This is a genomic window from Acinetobacter sp. YH1901141, assembly GCF_013416935.1.
Lineage (GTDB): Bacteria > Pseudomonadota > Gammaproteobacteria > Pseudomonadales > Moraxellaceae > Acinetobacter > Acinetobacter towneri.
Map to the genome: position 1 here is coordinate 144,524 of NZ_VPEY01000004.1, position 15,945 is coordinate 160,468.

The 15,945-nt window shown below is 41.3% G+C and carries 16 protein-coding genes and 1 pseudogene; 11 read left to right on the plus strand and 6 right to left on the minus strand.

Features of this window, described 5'->3' with window-relative positions; translation table 11 throughout:
- Window positions 1-98 precede the first annotated feature (98 nt).
- Genes gpM through FTV52_RS04215 form a run of 3 tightly spaced genes read right to left on the minus strand, consistent with a single transcriptional unit; the run spans window position 99 to window position 2,725 of the window.
- Window positions 99-845, minus strand: a complete 747-nt coding sequence (gpM, locus tag FTV52_RS04205) for a phage terminase small subunit (RefSeq protein WP_179990025.1) — start codon at window positions 843-845, stop codon at window positions 99-101.
- A 10-nt stretch (window positions 846-855) separates the two neighbouring features.
- Window positions 856-1,845, minus strand: a complete 990-nt coding sequence (locus FTV52_RS04210) for a phage major capsid protein, P2 family (protein WP_179990027.1) — start codon at window positions 1,843-1,845, stop codon at window positions 856-858.
- A 52-nt stretch (window positions 1,846-1,897) separates the two neighbouring features.
- Window positions 1,898-2,725 carry a GPO family capsid scaffolding protein gene (locus FTV52_RS04215; RefSeq protein WP_179990029.1) on the minus strand — a complete coding sequence of 276 codons (828 nt, stop codon included), beginning with the start codon at window positions 2,723-2,725 and terminating at the stop codon, window positions 1,898-1,900.
- A 158-nt stretch (window positions 2,726-2,883) separates the two neighbouring features.
- On the opposite strand from FTV52_RS04215, the gene FTV52_RS04220 reads away from it, so the two are divergent.
- The 8 genes from FTV52_RS04220 to FTV52_RS04255 all read left to right on the plus strand — a co-directional run bounded on the left by FTV52_RS04220 (window position 2,884) and on the right by FTV52_RS04255 (window position 9,687).
- A complete protein-coding gene (locus tag FTV52_RS04220) occupies window positions 2,884-4,671 on the plus strand; it encodes a terminase large subunit domain-containing protein (RefSeq protein WP_179990031.1) in 1,788 nt (595 codons plus the stop codon).
- Window positions 4,671-5,687 (plus strand): phage portal protein, encoded by a 1,017-nt coding sequence (locus FTV52_RS04225; protein ID WP_179990033.1) that lies wholly within the window; start codon window positions 4,671-4,673, stop codon window positions 5,685-5,687. Before FTV52_RS04220 ends, FTV52_RS04225 begins: the two co-directional genes overlap by 1 nt.
- Window positions 5,665-6,156 (plus strand): hypothetical protein, encoded by a 492-nt coding sequence (locus FTV52_RS04230; RefSeq protein ID WP_179990035.1) that lies wholly within the window; start codon window positions 5,665-5,667, stop codon window positions 6,154-6,156. The genes FTV52_RS04225 and FTV52_RS04230 overlap by 23 nt, the downstream gene beginning before the upstream one ends.
- Window positions 6,157-6,170: 14 nt before the next feature.
- Window positions 6,171-6,455: a hypothetical protein gene (locus tag FTV52_RS04235; protein ID WP_179990037.1), complete on the plus strand. Its 285-nt coding sequence runs from the start codon at window positions 6,171-6,173 to the stop codon at window positions 6,453-6,455.
- Between the two features lies 1 nt (window position 6,456).
- On the plus strand, window positions 6,457-7,392 hold the full coding sequence (locus FTV52_RS04240) for a hypothetical protein (protein ID WP_179990039.1): 936 nt from the start codon (window positions 6,457-6,459) through the stop codon (window positions 7,390-7,392).
- Window positions 7,389-7,721, plus strand: coding sequence for a hypothetical protein (locus FTV52_RS04245; RefSeq protein ID WP_179990040.1), 333 nt, complete (start codon window positions 7,389-7,391; stop codon window positions 7,719-7,721). The genes FTV52_RS04240 and FTV52_RS04245 overlap by 4 nt, the downstream gene beginning before the upstream one ends.
- 711 nt (window positions 7,722-8,432) lie before the next feature.
- Window positions 8,433-8,660, plus strand: coding sequence for a hypothetical protein (locus FTV52_RS04250; RefSeq protein ID WP_179990042.1), 228 nt, complete (start codon window positions 8,433-8,435; stop codon window positions 8,658-8,660).
- A gap of 382 nt (window positions 8,661-9,042) precedes the next feature.
- Entirely contained in the window at window positions 9,043-9,687 is a 645-nt protein-coding gene (locus FTV52_RS04255) for a hypothetical protein (protein WP_179990044.1), read from the plus strand.
- 28 nt (window positions 9,688-9,715) lie between these two features.
- On the opposite strand, the gene FTV52_RS04260 is transcribed toward FTV52_RS04255, so the two are convergent.
- Window positions 9,716-10,906, minus strand: a complete 1,191-nt coding sequence (locus FTV52_RS04260; protein WP_179990046.1) for an MFS transporter — start codon at window positions 10,904-10,906, stop codon at window positions 9,716-9,718.
- Between the two features lie 94 nt (window positions 10,907-11,000).
- Window positions 11,001-11,924: a DMT family transporter gene (locus FTV52_RS04265; RefSeq protein WP_179990048.1), complete on the minus strand. Its 924-nt coding sequence runs from the start codon at window positions 11,922-11,924 to the stop codon at window positions 11,001-11,003.
- Window positions 11,925-12,804: 880 nt separating this feature from the next.
- Here FTV52_RS04265 and FTV52_RS04270 point away from each other — a divergent pair.
- From FTV52_RS04270 to FTV52_RS04280, 3 genes are read left to right on the plus strand one after another with little or no spacing between them, the layout of a single operon-like run.
- Window positions 12,805-13,932: a Re/Si-specific NAD(P)(+) transhydrogenase subunit alpha gene (locus tag FTV52_RS04270; RefSeq protein WP_004974923.1), complete on the plus strand. Its 1,128-nt coding sequence runs from the start codon at window positions 12,805-12,807 to the stop codon at window positions 13,930-13,932.
- An 11-nt stretch (window positions 13,933-13,943) separates the two neighbouring features.
- Window positions 13,944-14,267, plus strand: coding sequence for a proton-translocating transhydrogenase family protein (locus tag FTV52_RS04275; protein ID WP_004974924.1), 324 nt, complete (start codon window positions 13,944-13,946; stop codon window positions 14,265-14,267).
- A gap of 3 nt (window positions 14,268-14,270) precedes the next feature.
- The gene (locus FTV52_RS04280) at window positions 14,271-15,716 is read left to right on the plus strand and encodes an NAD(P)(+) transhydrogenase (Re/Si-specific) subunit beta (RefSeq protein ID WP_004974925.1); all 1,446 of its coding nucleotides are present in this window, start codon (window positions 14,271-14,273) and stop codon (window positions 15,714-15,716) included.
- A gap of 109 nt (window positions 15,717-15,825) precedes the next feature.
- On the opposite strand, the pseudogene FTV52_RS04285 reads toward FTV52_RS04280, so the two are convergent.
- Window positions 15,826-15,945: pseudogene (locus tag FTV52_RS04285) on the minus strand (IS30 family transposase); the annotation flags it as partial.

Consider the following 15,945-nt stretch of genomic DNA (forward strand, 5'->3'; position numbering starts at 1 on the left):
TTCTCAAATAGTTGAGGGGTGGAGAATTGAGTTTGTAAATACGCATAAAAATGTCATTACAGCGTCAATTCTGCCCCTCGGTTGGCGCGGGGCACTCGTTACGTCGGATGAAACATCAAGTTTCCTTGATCATCGACGACCTGTGAACCATCAGCATTAAGCATCGGTTCAGGTGAATTTGTTAATTGTTCTTTGTAAAGCTTTTCAGCTTTTTTAAGATCTGTTTTACCGCCACAGTTTTCATTTTTTGCAATCGCCATTTTGATAAATGCCACTGCTTCAGATCCACGATCTAACTGCAGGAAAGTACGACCAATTGCTAAATATAATTTGGCGCGGATCTGGTCGTGCATATCATGATTGGCAGTCAATTGGTTCGCTTTTTCAAGAACATCAAGTTTGAATACCTGGCCATCCTGATAGGTTTTGTGAGCAGCATTGCCAATTTCTTCAGCAACAATACTTGCAGTACTGCGACTAAATGAATCAGGCATTTTTAACTCATTTTGCAAAGCATATTCAGCAAGGCTTAAACCTTGATTGAATAGACCACAGTCAAAGCACCACAACATGATGGTGGTAATGACTTCATCCTGTTCAACTTTTGCACCTGACTGAACAATACCCAACACATAAGGCATGTGCTTTGGGATCAGTTCTTTTTTCGCTTCAGCACGTTTTTCTTGTGACTGAATTGAACGTAAAACATGAATATCGTTTTTGAGTTCGGTCAGTTGTAATTGGTAGACGCTTGCGTCTGGACGTACACCACCAAATTCATCAGCCTTGGCAGCTTCTTTCGCTGCCAAAGCCTGAAGGCGATGTCGTCGAGCTGGACTCAACATAAATCACCTATTATTCGATTGTGATGCCTTCAACCAATGCCACTTTTTCGTATGCTTCAATGACATACGCTTCATTTGAAGATTGATAATCTTCAATGCGGTTTTTGCTTGGTTTTTCTTGGATGTAACGACGTTTTGCATCTTTTTGATAGTAGATTGACAGGTTGTCAAAAGACGTAATCAAAAGAGCATTGTCAGGGAAATGTGGCACACGTGCTGCAGGTAAACCACCAATTTGTTTTTGGCTTAACAGCACTTGACCAGCCAATACATTTGTATTGTCAGATGCATCATTCACAATCGGGAAGTTTTTGTCTGCCAACAGTGAACGGCCACAGATCACGACCAGATCTGTATCATCTTGATGGACTTCATCAATCAATTCATTGACTGCATCAACCACCAAGGCATCTAAGTTTTTGTATGTGCCAGCTGCACCAACTGTCACTGTCGTCATTACGCGATCAGCTGCATTGGTACGGATTTTTTGTAACCAGCCGATGTTCACGTCCTGCAGTTTTGCATTTGTAGAACGGTCAGTCGTTGCTGCTGCTGAAGTACCGTTGAAACCAATCATGATACGATCTAAAGCAATCGCTTTAGCAACGGCATTGGTCCAACGTTGGTGGAAATCAGCAAACGGAGCCCATGCATCAAGTTTTGCATAAGGAATTGCCACATCGAAATTGGTTTGTTTGCATTCATATTTATCTACACCTAAACCGGTTGGATCGGTTGGTGTACGTTCACCATTACCTGAAGTGTCAGTACGACCTGCAATCGTTGAATTGACAGATAGACCAATTGCTTCACCAGTTTGGGCATCAACAGGGATGATATTAATTTTTTGAAGAAATTCGCTTGAAGCCTGAATTTTTTCTTCCATTTTTTGAGCTGGTGCAGGGGCTACTGTAAATTGCACCTGAGCCGATTCAACACCATTGAGTTCAGCAACTTTTGCCAAACTATGATTAAATTTTTTACGTGTATCGTTACGCATTTTTTTCTCGCTTATAAGCAATATTTATAGACTGCTGACAGTGATTAAACTATTAGCACTCGATTTGTTCAGAGAAGTTGCCAGTGTTTTCAGGGGCAGGTGGTGTACCTGGATTTTCTTCGCCTTCTAACTTGGCTTTAAGATCAGTGAAGTCTTTTTCCAATTTAGAATGCTTGGTTTTAAGTTCCGAAAATTCAGTTTCGACCTTTTGCAACTTGGTCTGAGTTTCACCAAAAGTTTTGGCAATCGCTTCAAGTGAGTCAGATACTTCTTTGAATTGGTCTTTATTTTTATTGTCTTGTTCTTCTTGTTGTGGCTTCAACCAATCCAAAACTTTAGAAAATAGACCTTTTGCTGGTGCATCTTGGCCATCTTCAAACTGGAGATCTGCTTCCTCAGCTGCAGTGAACAAATTGTCTTTATCTTGTTTTTTGCTGACAAATGGATTCGCTTCAGGATTTTTTGATGCAAATTCCATGATCTGAGTACCCAGTGAAGCAGGGGTGTCAGTGAACGCAAGACCGACTAAATATGCTTTTCCGGTATCAGCAAAATTTGGATTGACTTCAATGGACGTAAATAACTTTTGGCCACGTTGGTGCAATTCAAGCAATTGCTCGAAAGCATCAACCTGAGCAAATAATGCAAGCTTCTTGGTACCGTTGATTTCTACTTCTTCAGCTTTTAGAGCAGTGACCTTTGCATACGTGCCAAATTCAGAACTTGGTGAAAAACCACGATAGTGCTCAAGATTGCCTAAAGCTGTGTATGTGTTTGGATCGTAGCTGTCAGCCATTTGTTGAATCCATGTCGCTTCAATCACTCGACCATCAGTCGTGGATCCAGCAACGGCAACACGGAAAAATTTGGATTTCTTCATTTCTGAATCCTGTGTCTATGTCGATAGATAAAATCTATTTAAAGTAGTTAGCAGAATCGGAAGAACGGCATAAACATTCAATCCAAAGGGCTTGTATTAAGTGGGTTTTACAAAGTAGCTACAATGAATAAATGTTATAGCGTTGGCTTAATGAGCCAATGGATAAAGCACTTGATACACCGAAAAATCTAAACTTCGACAAACGCCTTCTAGCAAAATTTTTGTATTGGATGGGGTGGCGAATCAGCTCGATTGCAGATTACATCGACGAGCCTGATAAAAATGTTCACGCTTGGAAAACACGCGATGAATGGGACAAAGATGCCCCTGCAGGTCGAGTCGGTGAAGCTTTAACTGCTCAATTGATCAAACTGATTATTCTTGAGAAAAAAACACCTGGTGATTACAAAGAAATTGATTTACTCATGCGCCAACTTGAGCGTATGGCACGAATCGAAAAATATTCTGACGGTGGCAATGAAGCTGATCTGAATCCAAAACTCAAAAATAGAAATGCTGGACCACGTAAACCAAAACAGCCAAATGCACTGACTGAAGAACAAGTCGAAAAACTTCTTGAAGACTTTGATGACGGTTTATTTGAGTATCAAAAGGTTTGGTACCGTGCGCGTGAACAGCGAAATCGTGCCTTATTAAAATCACGGCAAATTGGCGCGACGTTTTATTTTGCACGTGAAGCTTTGATCAAAGCTGTCACCACTGGTCGAAATCAGATTTTCTTGTCTGCATCTAAAGCCCAAGCACATGGTTTTAAAACTTACATTAAAAACTTTGTCATGCAATCCATTGAAGTGGATCTGCAAGGCGATCCGATTTCAATCACGCTTCCATGTGGCAATACTGTTCAGCTGATTTTCTTGGGTACCAATGCCAAAACAGCACAGTCATACCATGGCGACTTATATTTTGACGAATTCTTCTGGGTACATGGCTTTGCCACACTGAAAAAAGTGGCATCGGCAATGGCTGCCCAAAAGCAGTATAAAAAAACTTATTTTTCTACACCTTCAAGTAAAACGCATGAAGCGTATGCCTTTTGGACAGGGGATGCTTTCAATAAAGGTCGTACCAAAGAAAATCGAGTTGAGATTGATACCAGTCATGCAAATTTAAGAGACGGTGCTTTATGTGGCGACAAAATGTGGCGACATATTGTCAATATTCAAGATGCCGAACGCCAAGGCTGTGATCTATTCGATATCGATGAACTCATTGCCGAAAACAGTCCTGAAGAATTTGCCAATCTTTATATGTGTGAATTCGTTGATGATGGTCACAGTGTATTTCCACTGTCCATCATTCAGCCATGTATGGTCGATTCATGGGAAGTTTGGTCCAAAGATTTTAAACCGTTGGCACTTCGTCCATTTGGTAATAAACCTGTTTGGATTGGATATGACCCAGCTGAAAGTGGCGATAGTGCAGGGCTTGTGGTCATTGCACCACCTGAACCTGATTATCCAAAATTCCGTTTACTTGAACATCATCAGTTCAAAGGCATGGACTTTGCCAGCCAAGCGCAATACATCAAAAAGCTGACGACAAAATATAACGTCAAATATATCGGACTTGATACCACTGGTATGGGTACTGGTGTGGCGCAATTGGTCCGTGATTTCTTCCCGAACCTAACGACCTTCAACTATAGCGTTGATATAAAAAATCAACTGGTCATGAAAGGCATGGATGTAATCAATAAAGGTCGTCTTGAATTTGATGCCGGATCTACTGACGTTGCCGTATCCCTCATGGGTATTAGAAAAACACTCACTGCATCACAGCGACAAATGACATTTGAAGCATCACGTGCAGAAAATGTAGGTCACTGTGATTTGGCATGGGCACTTCTACACGCATTATTCAATGAACCTTTGACCCTTGATGACCAAACAAAATCTAAAAAATCCTCTATGGAGATTTACTAATGTCCGACAGCAAAGTGCTGGCATTTACGTTCGGTGATGCAGAACCGGTGATGAATGGCCGTGACTTATCACAGTTCTATGAAACATGGTTATGTGGCAATTATTACGAACCCCACATCAGTATGAATGCTTTGGCAAAATCTTTTAAGGCAATGCCTTATTTGTCGACTGCAGTGTTTTATAAAAAGAATCAACTGGTGTCGTCATTCACGCCAAATAAATTGATCAGTTCATCTGAATTTGAACGCATTGCTTTCGACTATTTGGTTTTTGGTAATGGCTATTTACAGCGGATCGACAATCGATTGAATGAGCCACATCACTATGATGGACTCATGGCCAAGTACACCAGACGCATGAAAAAACCTGATGAGTTTTTACAGCTGCTGAATGGTTTTGAAGAACATATTTTTAAACCTGGTACCGTTTGCCATATTAAGGGCATTGATGTCGATCAAGAAATTTATGGAACACCTGAATATATTGCTGCACTTCAATCCGTTTGGCTAAATGAATCAGCAACTTTATTTCGTCGCAAGTACTACAACAACGGATCTCATGCTGGCTTCATCTTATACATGACCGATTCAGGGATTGATGATGATGACGTAGAAGGTCTGAAACAGGCAATGAAAGATTCACGTGGTCCAGGTAACTTCCGCAATTTATTTTTGCATGCACCTGGTGGAAAAAAGGATGGCTTGCAACTGATTCCAATCAGTGAATTGGCTGCCAAAGATGAATTCTTAAATATTAAAAATGTCACACGTGATGACGTTCTTGCCTCCCAACGTACACCACCACAACTTCTCGGAATCATTCCATCTAATGCAGGTGGCTTTGGATCTATTAGTGAAGCACGTGAAGCCTATTGGTATTCCGAAATTGTTCCACTTCAAAATTTATTTGCCAACACAGTAAACGAATGGGCAGGTGATCAGATCATCCGCTTCAAAGAGTTTCATCAACTTCAATTCAAACAGGAAAAAAATAATGAATATTGCTTTGGCAATTAAAAATTGGAAATTCATCGTGATGGCTGCCTTGGTCATCGCTTTGGCATTTTCAGTCACTAACTGCACAGGTAAGTCACATCAAATTGATTTACTCGAATCACAAAAAACTTTAGCTGAAACACAACGTGATCTTGCTAGATCTGAATCTGCTGCAGCTTCACTTGAAACGGAAAAAGTATGGGCCCATCAATTATTGGAGTCAGAACAAAATGCAAATAAAAACTTACAAGTTGCGCTGGCTGCTGCCAGTGACAGTGCTTTGGCTGTTGACCGGTTGTCAAAGCAGATCAGTGATGCAGACAAACGTCTGTCCTCAGGTTCCAATCAAGCCCTCATTGAATACGCCAAAACCTGCAATTCCGTACTCGAAACAATGGCAGACCGTGGTGGAGAAATCGCAAAGTCAGCTGATGAACACGCAATTGATGCAGAACGATTAGACCAGGCATGGCCTACAAATAAAAGTTAAAGAGGTAAATTACCATGAACTTTAAAATGCAAAACCACAATGTTGTTCTTAAATATAATGTTGATGGCAAATCATCAAATGAATTGGTTGGTGGAAATGGGAATATATTTACATTACAGATTTTTGGTAATGTTGGACAAACTATTTTAGTTGAGGGATCTAACTGTCCTGAAAAAAACATTTGGACAGAAATAGTAAAAGAAACATTGACAACTACTCAATCATCTTCAACAGTAATGATGTCATGGATGCATCTACGAATTACTGGTACAGCAAGTCTTGTGATGTCGAGAGGTTGATATGCCGACTATTAATTACAATGCTGCTTTGCCAGCATTTAGTTCTATTTCTGGACGTTCCAGTATTGATATTAATAAATGGGTTAGTGAATTAAAATTCAATATTAGCTCACTAATCAAATCCCTATTCGCAAACGGTGAGCAAGGTTTTTTCTACGACCCGAATGATCTATCTACGATGTTTCGGGATGCAGGATGGACTACCCCTGTTACGGGTACAGGGCAACCAGTCGGGCTGATGTTTGATAAGAGCAAGGGATTTCCTCTTAGTTTAGAAAAAGTAATTAATAGCGACTTTGATAGTGATACAGCATGGACAAAAATAGCTGGTACAACAATATCAGGCGGTAGTGCTATTCTGAACAATGTGTCAGGAAACCCAGTATTAAGTCAGGTTGCAGGATTAGTTCCCAACGCATGGTATGACGTAACTGTTGTTGTTTCTGAATTGTCTGTTGGAGCTATGATTTTAAGAGTTTATGGTTCAGTGGGTAGTAGTGATACTGTTTTCAATATGTCTTCATCAGGAACGTATAACACTAAAATTAAAGCCAGAAGTGATGCCACAGGGTTAATAGGATTCAGCGCGGCAACAACTTCAGCAAAGATTGATCGTGTATCTTTCAGAGAAGTCGCAAGCAATTACGCTTACCAAACCACAGCATCAATGCGTCCGCTACTTGTTGCATCACCGCAACGCTTAGATTACGACATAGCAGATGACAAGCTCATTACCACACTACCTGCACAACTCACAGGTTGCACAGTGATTCGTTCTGTACCGAATGTCGGCACTCAGATTCTAACGAATCAAACAATCCCTGCAACATACGAAGACAACACAGACCATTGTGGGTTGATTGTTGTTAATCGTGCTTTAACTCCTAGCGAAACCTCAGCAATTACGCGAGAATTTAACAAGAGGGCGGGTGTATGAAATTTAACTTATCCGTCGTAAACATCATCCCCGATGCTCACAAAGATTCTATCAATAAAATAGCAGAGTTATACGACTGCGGTGAAAACAACATATCTGTAAAGTTAATTGACAGTACAGGTGCAATCTATTGGGGTTGTCATTCTTGGTGGAAGCCTGAGCATTACGCAATATTTAGCGATGATGAATTGCGACAACAGGTAGTACCTGCGGAGTTAGCACCTGCACTTGAACATTTGTACGAGCGATTAGTTTTAGATGGTGACGCTCAAGAGAATTGGCAAAGTGCTTTGGGTGAATTGGGGTTAAGCCTTGTTGAAGCCGAATAAATATGACCGTCCGAAAGGGCGGTTTTTTTATGTCTGTTGAAATTATCTAAAACCTAAAACATTACTTCAAGCCGTGCGGTTGACCCCCCACCTCACCTGCCCAGTAAATGTGTCGAATATTCAACAGATTTGTGATCCCAACCGATGACCCTCTAAGCCACAGCAGTACTGGTGCATGACACAGCCGAATGCCCAAAATTCAGTTCTACATAATTCAACAGGGATTCTATGAATGCCTACAACTTGCGATTTATCAAAAGTTTCTTCAACTCAATCAATAGTGCTTAAAAAAGGTTAGAAACAGTAAAATGAAAGGTTTTCAATATTTAAGTATCTGATATTTAATAATTAAATTTCTAACCATATAAAGGTTAGAAGTGGTTAGAAAAAAGTTATAAAAGTCAAAATATTTATATAAAACAATAATATAAAAGGTTAGAACTTCTAACCAAAATTAGAGGTTAGAACTAACCATAATCTAACCATTTTCTAACCTTTTTAAAATTGTAATTAATCTTTATAAATCATATATTTGAATACTGTTTTATAATTTTCTAACTTTTCTAACCTCTTTTTTTTCTCACCTGAAATTTTCAAAATAATCAAAATCACATTAAAAAAGCCTTTTCCAAACTTTGGCCATTGCTGTCATATATATGTGTGTGATCTCTACATCTGATATATTTTCTGTACTGTTATTGGAGATCTGTCATGCATACCGAAGAATTATTTCAACTGTTTTTTAAACTATTAGATCCTGACATGCATCCACCAAGACTTTATCAACGTGGAGATTTGGAAATGTTTTGGCGTGAGCGTTTTTCAGAAGCATTAGGTTTTCAAGAACCAAATGGTGCAATGATGAGTTATGTAGAGTTGCCAAAAATATTTTTGAAGACTTATAGAGCTGTTCAGGAAAAAATGGAGTCCTCTAAATAATAGGACCGATAGTTATTTTGCACCGTATTTGCACCGTGCTTTTTATTATTGAATTAAACCACTGATAATAAGAATAAATTTTTAAATATTGTCTAGTCCATCATAGGGGCAACCGAAATGCGAGGTTGTAAAGTTTGGATGGCACGTGTCATAACCCACCTGAATTGAAAAACAAAAGCACAAGACCGCGCATTATACGGGGTTTAAGTGAAAATCGACAGTATCCCCAACCCACATCCATTGGCATTAACTTTGCTTTGTTCGCTATGAACAAAGCAGCGCAACCGTAGATGCTAAAGCGGAACTGCTCAGTATTTGTATGCGTAGCCGTTTTTTAGTATGTTGAAAAGATAGGATAACGCAGCATAAGAGGGAAAATAAAATGTTGGTATTAGAAGAAATTTATCGAACTAAGAAAAATGAATTTTCAACGGCATTTAATTTACGCATGCAGCGCAGTTTAAGTTGGTGGAAAAAAGCCATTGAGTTTCATGATGATGTCGATATGCAATTTATGACAGCATGGGTGGCGTTGAGTGCCTTGTATGCGCAAGGTCAGACGGCAGAGCATACACAACAGACTTTGCAGCAATTTGTGCAGCGCATGTATCAAAAAGATGTCGATCAGCGCATGGCGAGAATCATTTGGGAAAAATATCCACAAAGTTTAGAGGTATTGCTGACCAACCCTTATTTGTATCAAAGTTTTTGGGATTGGCGTAATCAAAAAATGACTGAAGCTGAATGGCGTGCAGATTATGAGGCAGAAAAACAGCAGATTATGCAGGCATTGCACATTCATGATTCGGTCACAATTTTGGCATGTTTGTTTAAGCGCTTATTGACGTTACAGCAGCAACTTTTACAAGGTGGTGCAACTTATAACAGTGCAATCAACCGCAAACAACTCAGCCATGCCAATACTTTATTGTGTGCGTTGATGCCGTGTTTTATTCAAATTTTATTGGAAAATTTAGAAAATGTGGAATTGAGTCAGCCATTTTACCCTGTGATGCAAATGTCTTAAGCGACTTGCTTGATTGTAATCGCAGCGTTTAAGGCATGGCGGTGTGTTGACGTTGATGCTGCCAGTCGAGTAGGGCAAAGCTCATTGCGGCGGTAACAAAACACAAACCAACTAGGCAACTCCATAACCATCCACCGTGTTGCCATGCATAGATTCCCAAGGCAGAACCACAAGCACCGCCAGTAAAATAACTGGTCATATAAATTGAGTTAATCCGCGATTTGGCATCGGGGCGTAAGCGAAAAATTACGTTTTGGTTGCTGCTGTGTACGGTGGCAAGCCCAAGGTTAATTAAGCCAAAACCAAGAATATAACTCCATAAGCTAAATTGTCCGTTGTATAGAAAGCCCCAGCTAATTGCCAATAACGCCAACCCCCCCCACGTCAGCGCTGTAACATAGCCACGATCTGCAATTTTCCCCACGTGTTTGGTCGAAAGAGCACCGAATACACCCACCATTGCCACAATGCCCACCATAAAGTCAGCTAAGCCAAAACTGGATTTGAGTAATACTGCAATGGTGGAAAACAACACGCTCATCGCTGCAAAAGCAAACGCACCGAGCAAGGCACGATAGACCAAACGACGTTCTTCTAAAATGAGTTTGCCCATAGACTGAAACACGGCCAAATAGCTGAGTTTGCTGGTTGAGATAAAGGGTAAGCGTGCTTTGAGTACCGCGGCAATGCAAAGCATCAGCACACCGCTAATCAGGTAAATCACTTTCCAATGGAATAAGTTGGACAGCAAACCTGCCAAACTGGTCGAAAGTAAAATACCGACCAATAAACCACTCATCAATAAACCGACCACTTCACCCATTTTTTCAGGTTTTACGGTCATGGTGGCAAAGGGAATTAAGACTTGTGCTGCAACTGAAAACAGCCCTGTGATAATCGTGCCAATCCATAGCATGCTTAAATTGCTGGAAAAGGCACATAAAAATAAGCCAATCGAGGCCAAAAACATCAATAAGGGAATGAATTTGGTTTTATTGACAATATCGCCCATGGGCACAATGAATAATAAACCCAGAGCATAAGACACTTGTGCAAAAGTCACTGTCAATGCCACTTGGGATTGCGGAATTTGGAAAGATTGATGAATCGAGTAAATCAGCGGTTGGCAATAATAATTCGCCCCCGCGCATAGACCACAGGCGATCGCCATCAACCAGAGCAGGGTTTTATCTTGGCTGATGTCGGGTGCAGTGTTCATAATTATCCTAAGGTCAATGGTAAAACGGGGTTGCAGTAGCTCAAAGTTTGAATCCAATATTCAACTTCATTAGTGGCAGGATGTCGCCTTTAACTTAATGAGAGAACTTGTTTTTGGACAAGGTGATCATCATCACGCCTACAATATTGAGCATGCAGCCGAACCATTGTATGCCATTTAGATGTTCACCTAAAAATGCTGTGGCCAATAGAATCGTCAAGATGGGGCCAATTGAAGCAATCATGGCCGATTGTGCCGCACCTAAACGGGCGATACTGTGCGCCATGAGTAAGGTGGGCAAGACTGTGACAAATATCCCTAAAGCTATGCCATAGCCCAGCACTTCTACAGGCAGTTGTTGCACCAGTCCGAGCGGATTAGGTGTGACCAAACTGTAATGCGTAAGCGTACCGATGCAGGCAATACTTAAAGCCAGACCTGTAAAATTCCATGAACCAAAATGCTGAATCAGGCTTTTGGTCAGCAATAAATAGCCTGCAAAACACACCGCACTGGCAAACACCAAACTGCTGCCTAACCAAAAATACGTGTCATGCGGGGTATTGCTCTGTTCCTGTAACATCACAATCACTGTTCCGCCATAACTCAGGGCAATTGCAAATAGGCTCAGCCAGCTCAGTTTCTGTCGATACATTACGCTCGAAGCCAGAACGGTGAGCGTTGGGTATAAAAACAGAATAATGCGTTCTAATGAGGCACTAATGAACATCAGCCCTAAAAAATCCAACCAGCTGGAAAAATAATAGCCCATAAAACCTGCAAAAATCAGCAACAGCCAATTGCGTGTAGAGATGTTGCGACTGTGATGGCGATTGAGCCAACAAATCAGCAAGAAGAAAGGCAGGGCACTTGCCATGCGCAAAGCCATGAGTACGGTTGCGTCGACCAACGGTGAAAGCGCATAAGCCTGTTTAATAAAAATAGCTTTGGTGCTAAACAAAAAAGCAGCAAATAAAGCGAAGATTGAGCCCCATTGTGTGGCGTTAAGTCTGATCATGAAAAATGCTGTCGAGCAAGGTGGATGCAAGAAAAGTGACACATGCCGCGCACACAAATACAAGTTGTATGATGGATAAAGACAGATGCGACTGCATGAATAAAGCTGTGTGCTGTATTTGAGTAAGCATAGCCGATTTTATGCAGATGGTCTGCTTGAGATGGCATAAATTTTGTGAAAAGTAGAGTAAATGAGCTTTGCACGATAATGGTGCAAATTAGCTAAAAATATTGCAAAACAGAGAAAATCCATCATCAGACTAAATGACGCACAAAAAAAATGAAAAAAATAGCAGCACTTAACTTAGACCTGAGTTGAATAAATTCAAGCTTCTTTTAAAAGTTTTACTGTTTCAAATATTCGATTTTACTCATAAGGCAAAGGTAGGTTTTTCTAAGGTTTTCAGATGCGCAAAACACTTCTAAATTGAACCTTGTTGTGCGGTGTAAAAATTGTCAAAAAAGTCAATTTGGTGTTTAAGTTTTTGCTTTTAGCGCTTAAATGTATAGATATGCAATCTTTTAGCGCTAAGTCGGATTTTCCCAATTAAGTGAAATGCGTGTCAGAATGATCAATGCTTAATTCATTTAAATGTGGTCAACTGCAAGCTCAAAGCATCGCTTTTTTTCTTTTAGACACTTCAAATCGAAGTTTTGCTGAATAATTAGACTTATATTCAAGAAGCAAAACTTATCAATTATATCTCGCAACAATATTTTTATGAATCATCAGTTCAAAATATGGGTATTTATTAAATAAATATTGGGTGGTAATTTAAAAATGTTGCATTAGAATCCAAAAATTCAACAAAACTTATCCTGAGGGGAAAGCATCGTTATCCACGATGTTGACTTAAGAAAAACTAGCTTGAGGAACGCTCATGCAGATCGGAATTCCAACCGAAACTGTTGTCGGTGAAAATCGTGTCGCTGCGACGCCAGAAACAGTAAAGAAGTTGATTAGCGCGGGTCATAGCGTAGTCATTGAACGTGGTGCAGGCGTAAAAGCCGCTTATATCGACAGCGCTTATGAACAAGTAGGCGCGACCATGACAGATGATGCTTATCGCGGTAGCCAAATGATTTTGAAAGTTCGTGCCCCAAAGGGTGAAGAAATTCAGAAATTGGCACCGAACAGCACTGTGGTGGCGATGTTTGATCCTTACCGCAATACTGAATTAGACCAATTTGCTGCGGCTCAGGTGTCTGCATTTGCTTTAGAGCTTTTGCCACGTACCTTGTCGCGTGCGCAAAATATGGACGTGTTGTCATCACAAGCCAACTTGGCAGGTTATAAATCTGTGTTGTTGGCTGCAGCAGAATATCAACGCATGTTCCCAATGTTAATGACGGCAGCGGGTACTGTAAAACCTGCGCGTGTTGTGATCATGGGTGTGGGTGTTGCTGGTTTGCAAGCCATTGCAACAGCGAAGCGTTTAGGTGCTGTAGTCGAAGCAACTGACTTGCGTCCAACGGCAAAAGATCAGGTGGAATCTTTGGGTGGTAAGTGGTTAGACGTACCAATGTCTGAAGAAGAACAACAAAAAGCTGCCGATGCTGCCAAAAATGGTTATGGCTGGATGCCTGGTGAACAATACATTAAAGACCAAGCAGTGATTGTCGATAAAGCCGTTTCTAATGCGGATATCGTGATTACCACTGCGTTATTGCCGGGTCGTGATGCACCGCGTTTAATCAAAGCGGAAACTGTGGCAAAAATGAAGCCGGGTTCTGTGATTTTAGATATGGCAGTCGAAACGGGCGGTAACGTCGAAGGTTCACAATGCGGTGAAACTGTAGTGACTGCCAATGGTGTGAAAATTTTGGGTATTCCAAATATTCCATCGACTGTATCGACAGAAGCATCTGCACTATATGCGCGTAATGTGTTGAATTTTGTTGAAACATTATTTGATAACGACAAGAACTTCGCATTGAATCCTGAAGAAGAAATTCAGAAAGCGTTGCTGGTCACTCATAACGGTCAAGTGCTGTTAAAGCGTGGTTAAGGAGAATTCTCATGGTTGAAACAATTACGATTTTTGTCCTTGCCATCTTCGTAGGTTACTACGTGGTGTGGGGGGTAACACCTGCGTTACATACGCCATTAATGGCAGTAACCAATGCACTTTCTTCAATCATTATTGTCGGTGCGATGATTCAAACTGTTGGTCTACCAATCATGGGTGTAGAAGGCAGTGTCGATTTCCAAACCATTAATGTGGTGAGTGTACTGGGTGCGATTGCTGTGTTCTTGGCAAGCATCAATATTTTCGGTGGTTTTGCAGTGACTGCACGTATGCTGGAAATGTTCAAACCAAAAGCAAAGAAAAAAGAGGGCTAATGCATGGAATTTATTCGTGAATATGCAGACTGGTTCTATTTAATCGGGGCTGTGCTCTTTATCTTAACTTTACGTGGTTTGTCTGGGCCTAAAACTGCGATTGCGGGCAACCGTTACGGCATGATCGCAATGGCGATTGCAGTCTTGACTACATTCTTTGTGGCAGACAATCCAGTTGTGTGGATGATTCTGGCAGCTATGGCAGCAGGTGCGGTGGTGGGTATTGCCCGCGCACGTACGGTGCCAATGACTCAAATGCCTGAAACTGTAGCGTTAATGCACTCTTTAGTCGGTTTGGCTGCAGTTTTAATTGCGATTGCTGCGATTATTCATAACAACAAGTTAATCGAACTTGGTCCAGACTTGTTGGCTGCAAATGGCATTACTTTCCATGAAATGAGCAAAGTTCATTTATTTGAATTGTTTGTGGGCTGTTTCGTGGGGGCGATTACCTTTACTGCATCTGTTTTTGCATACGGTAAATTGGCGGCGAAGAAATGGGCAAAAACTATTTCGGGTGCATGGGTAAAACCTGTTCAGGCGTTAATTTTCCTTGCCATGCTCGGTTTTGGGATTCACTTCTTCCTGAGCGGCAACATGACTTCATTCTGGGCAATGACAGGTTTAGCATTGGCATTCGGGTGGGTATGGATTGCACCAGTGGGTGGTGGTGACATGCCAGTTGTGGTGTCATTGTTGAACTCGTTCTCAGGTTGGGCGGCAGCAGGTATTGGTTTCACACTTGAAAACAACATGCTGATTGTTGCAGGCTCATTGGTCGGTTCTTCAGGTGCGATTCTCTCTTACATCATGTGTAAAGCCATGAACCGTTCAATCATCAACGTATTGTTTGGTGGTGCGATGGGCGGTGCAGCAGCACCAACGGCAGCAGCGGGTGCACAAGTGCAACGTAACTACCGTTCAGGTTCTGCAGATGATGCTGGCTTCTTGATGTCAAATGCAGACAGCGTGGTGATTGTACCGGGCTATGGTATGGCGCAAGGTCGTGCACAGAATGCAGTCAAAGAATTGGCCAACTTGTTAAAAGAGCAAGGTGTAACTGTGCGTTTTGCGATTCACCCAGTTGCAGGTCGTATGCCGGGTCACATGAACGTATTGCTTGCAGAAGCTGACGTACCGTATGAAGACATCTTAGAAATGGACGAAATCAACTCAGATTTCCCTGCAACAGATGTGGTGTTGGTGATTGGTGCAAATGACGTAGTTAACCCTGCGGCAAAAGACGATCCAAACTCGCCAATTTACGGCATGCCAATTCTTGAAGCGCATAAAGCACGTACCATTATGGTCATCAAGCGCTCAATGGCAACAGGTTATGCGGGTCTAGACAACGACTTGTTCTATAACGACAAGACCATGATGATTTTTGGTGATGCCAAGAAAGTTGTGGAAGATATGACTAAATCAATCAACGGTACAGGTCACTAAGACACTGTTCCTAGAGATTAAACCGCCTTCGGGCGGTTTTTTATGGCTGATGTAAAGTGGTCAGTTGAGATAGGGAATTTGGTTAGGGTAGGTTAATACGATGGCGGATTCAAGCGGCAAGTGCAACAGTATAAAAACCAGCCATAACTTCACTCGGTGTATACCAACCTAGTGTTTTTCTAGGACGATGGTTGAGTGCAAATTCTATCTGCTCTATTTGTTCGTTTGA

Excerpts from the sequence above, each read along its gene's own strand:
- gpM (WP_179990025.1), bottom strand. The coding sequence starts at position 845 with ATGTTGAGTCCAGCTCGACGACATCGCCTTCAGGCTTTGGCAGCGAAA.
- FTV52_RS04245 (WP_179990040.1), top strand. The coding sequence starts at position 7,389 with ATGAAATTTAACTTATCCGTCGTAAACATCATCCCCGATGCTCACAAA.
- FTV52_RS04210 (WP_179990027.1), bottom strand. The coding sequence starts at position 1,845 with ATGCGTAACGATACACGTAAAAAATTTAATCATAGTTTGGCAAAAGTT.
- FTV52_RS04240 (WP_179990039.1), top strand. The coding sequence starts at position 6,457 with ATGCCGACTATTAATTACAATGCTGCTTTGCCAGCATTTAGTTCTATT.
- FTV52_RS04235 (WP_179990037.1), top strand. The coding sequence starts at position 6,171 with ATGAACTTTAAAATGCAAAACCACAATGTTGTTCTTAAATATAATGTT.
- FTV52_RS04280 (WP_004974925.1), top strand. The coding sequence starts at position 14,271 with ATGGAATTTATTCGTGAATATGCAGACTGGTTCTATTTAATCGGGGCT.
- FTV52_RS04250 (WP_179990042.1), top strand. The coding sequence starts at position 8,433 with ATGCATACCGAAGAATTATTTCAACTGTTTTTTAAACTATTAGATCCT.
- FTV52_RS04260 (WP_179990046.1), bottom strand. The coding sequence starts at position 10,906 with ATGAACACTGCACCCGACATCAGCCAAGATAAAACCCTGCTCTGGTTG.
- FTV52_RS04275 (WP_004974924.1), top strand. The coding sequence starts at position 13,944 with ATGGTTGAAACAATTACGATTTTTGTCCTTGCCATCTTCGTAGGTTAC.
- FTV52_RS04225 (WP_179990033.1), top strand. The coding sequence starts at position 4,671 with ATGTCCGACAGCAAAGTGCTGGCATTTACGTTCGGTGATGCAGAACCG.
- FTV52_RS04220 (WP_179990031.1), top strand. The coding sequence starts at position 2,884 with ATGGATAAAGCACTTGATACACCGAAAAATCTAAACTTCGACAAACGC.
- FTV52_RS04255 (WP_179990044.1), top strand. The coding sequence starts at position 9,043 with ATGTTGGTATTAGAAGAAATTTATCGAACTAAGAAAAATGAATTTTCA.
- FTV52_RS04265 (WP_179990048.1), bottom strand. The coding sequence starts at position 11,924 with ATGATCAGACTTAACGCCACACAATGGGGCTCAATCTTCGCTTTATTT.
- FTV52_RS04270 (WP_004974923.1), top strand. The coding sequence starts at position 12,805 with ATGCAGATCGGAATTCCAACCGAAACTGTTGTCGGTGAAAATCGTGTC.
- FTV52_RS04230 (WP_179990035.1), top strand. The coding sequence starts at position 5,665 with ATGAATATTGCTTTGGCAATTAAAAATTGGAAATTCATCGTGATGGCT.
- FTV52_RS04215 (WP_179990029.1), bottom strand. The coding sequence starts at position 2,725 with ATGAAGAAATCCAAATTTTTCCGTGTTGCCGTTGCTGGATCCACGACT.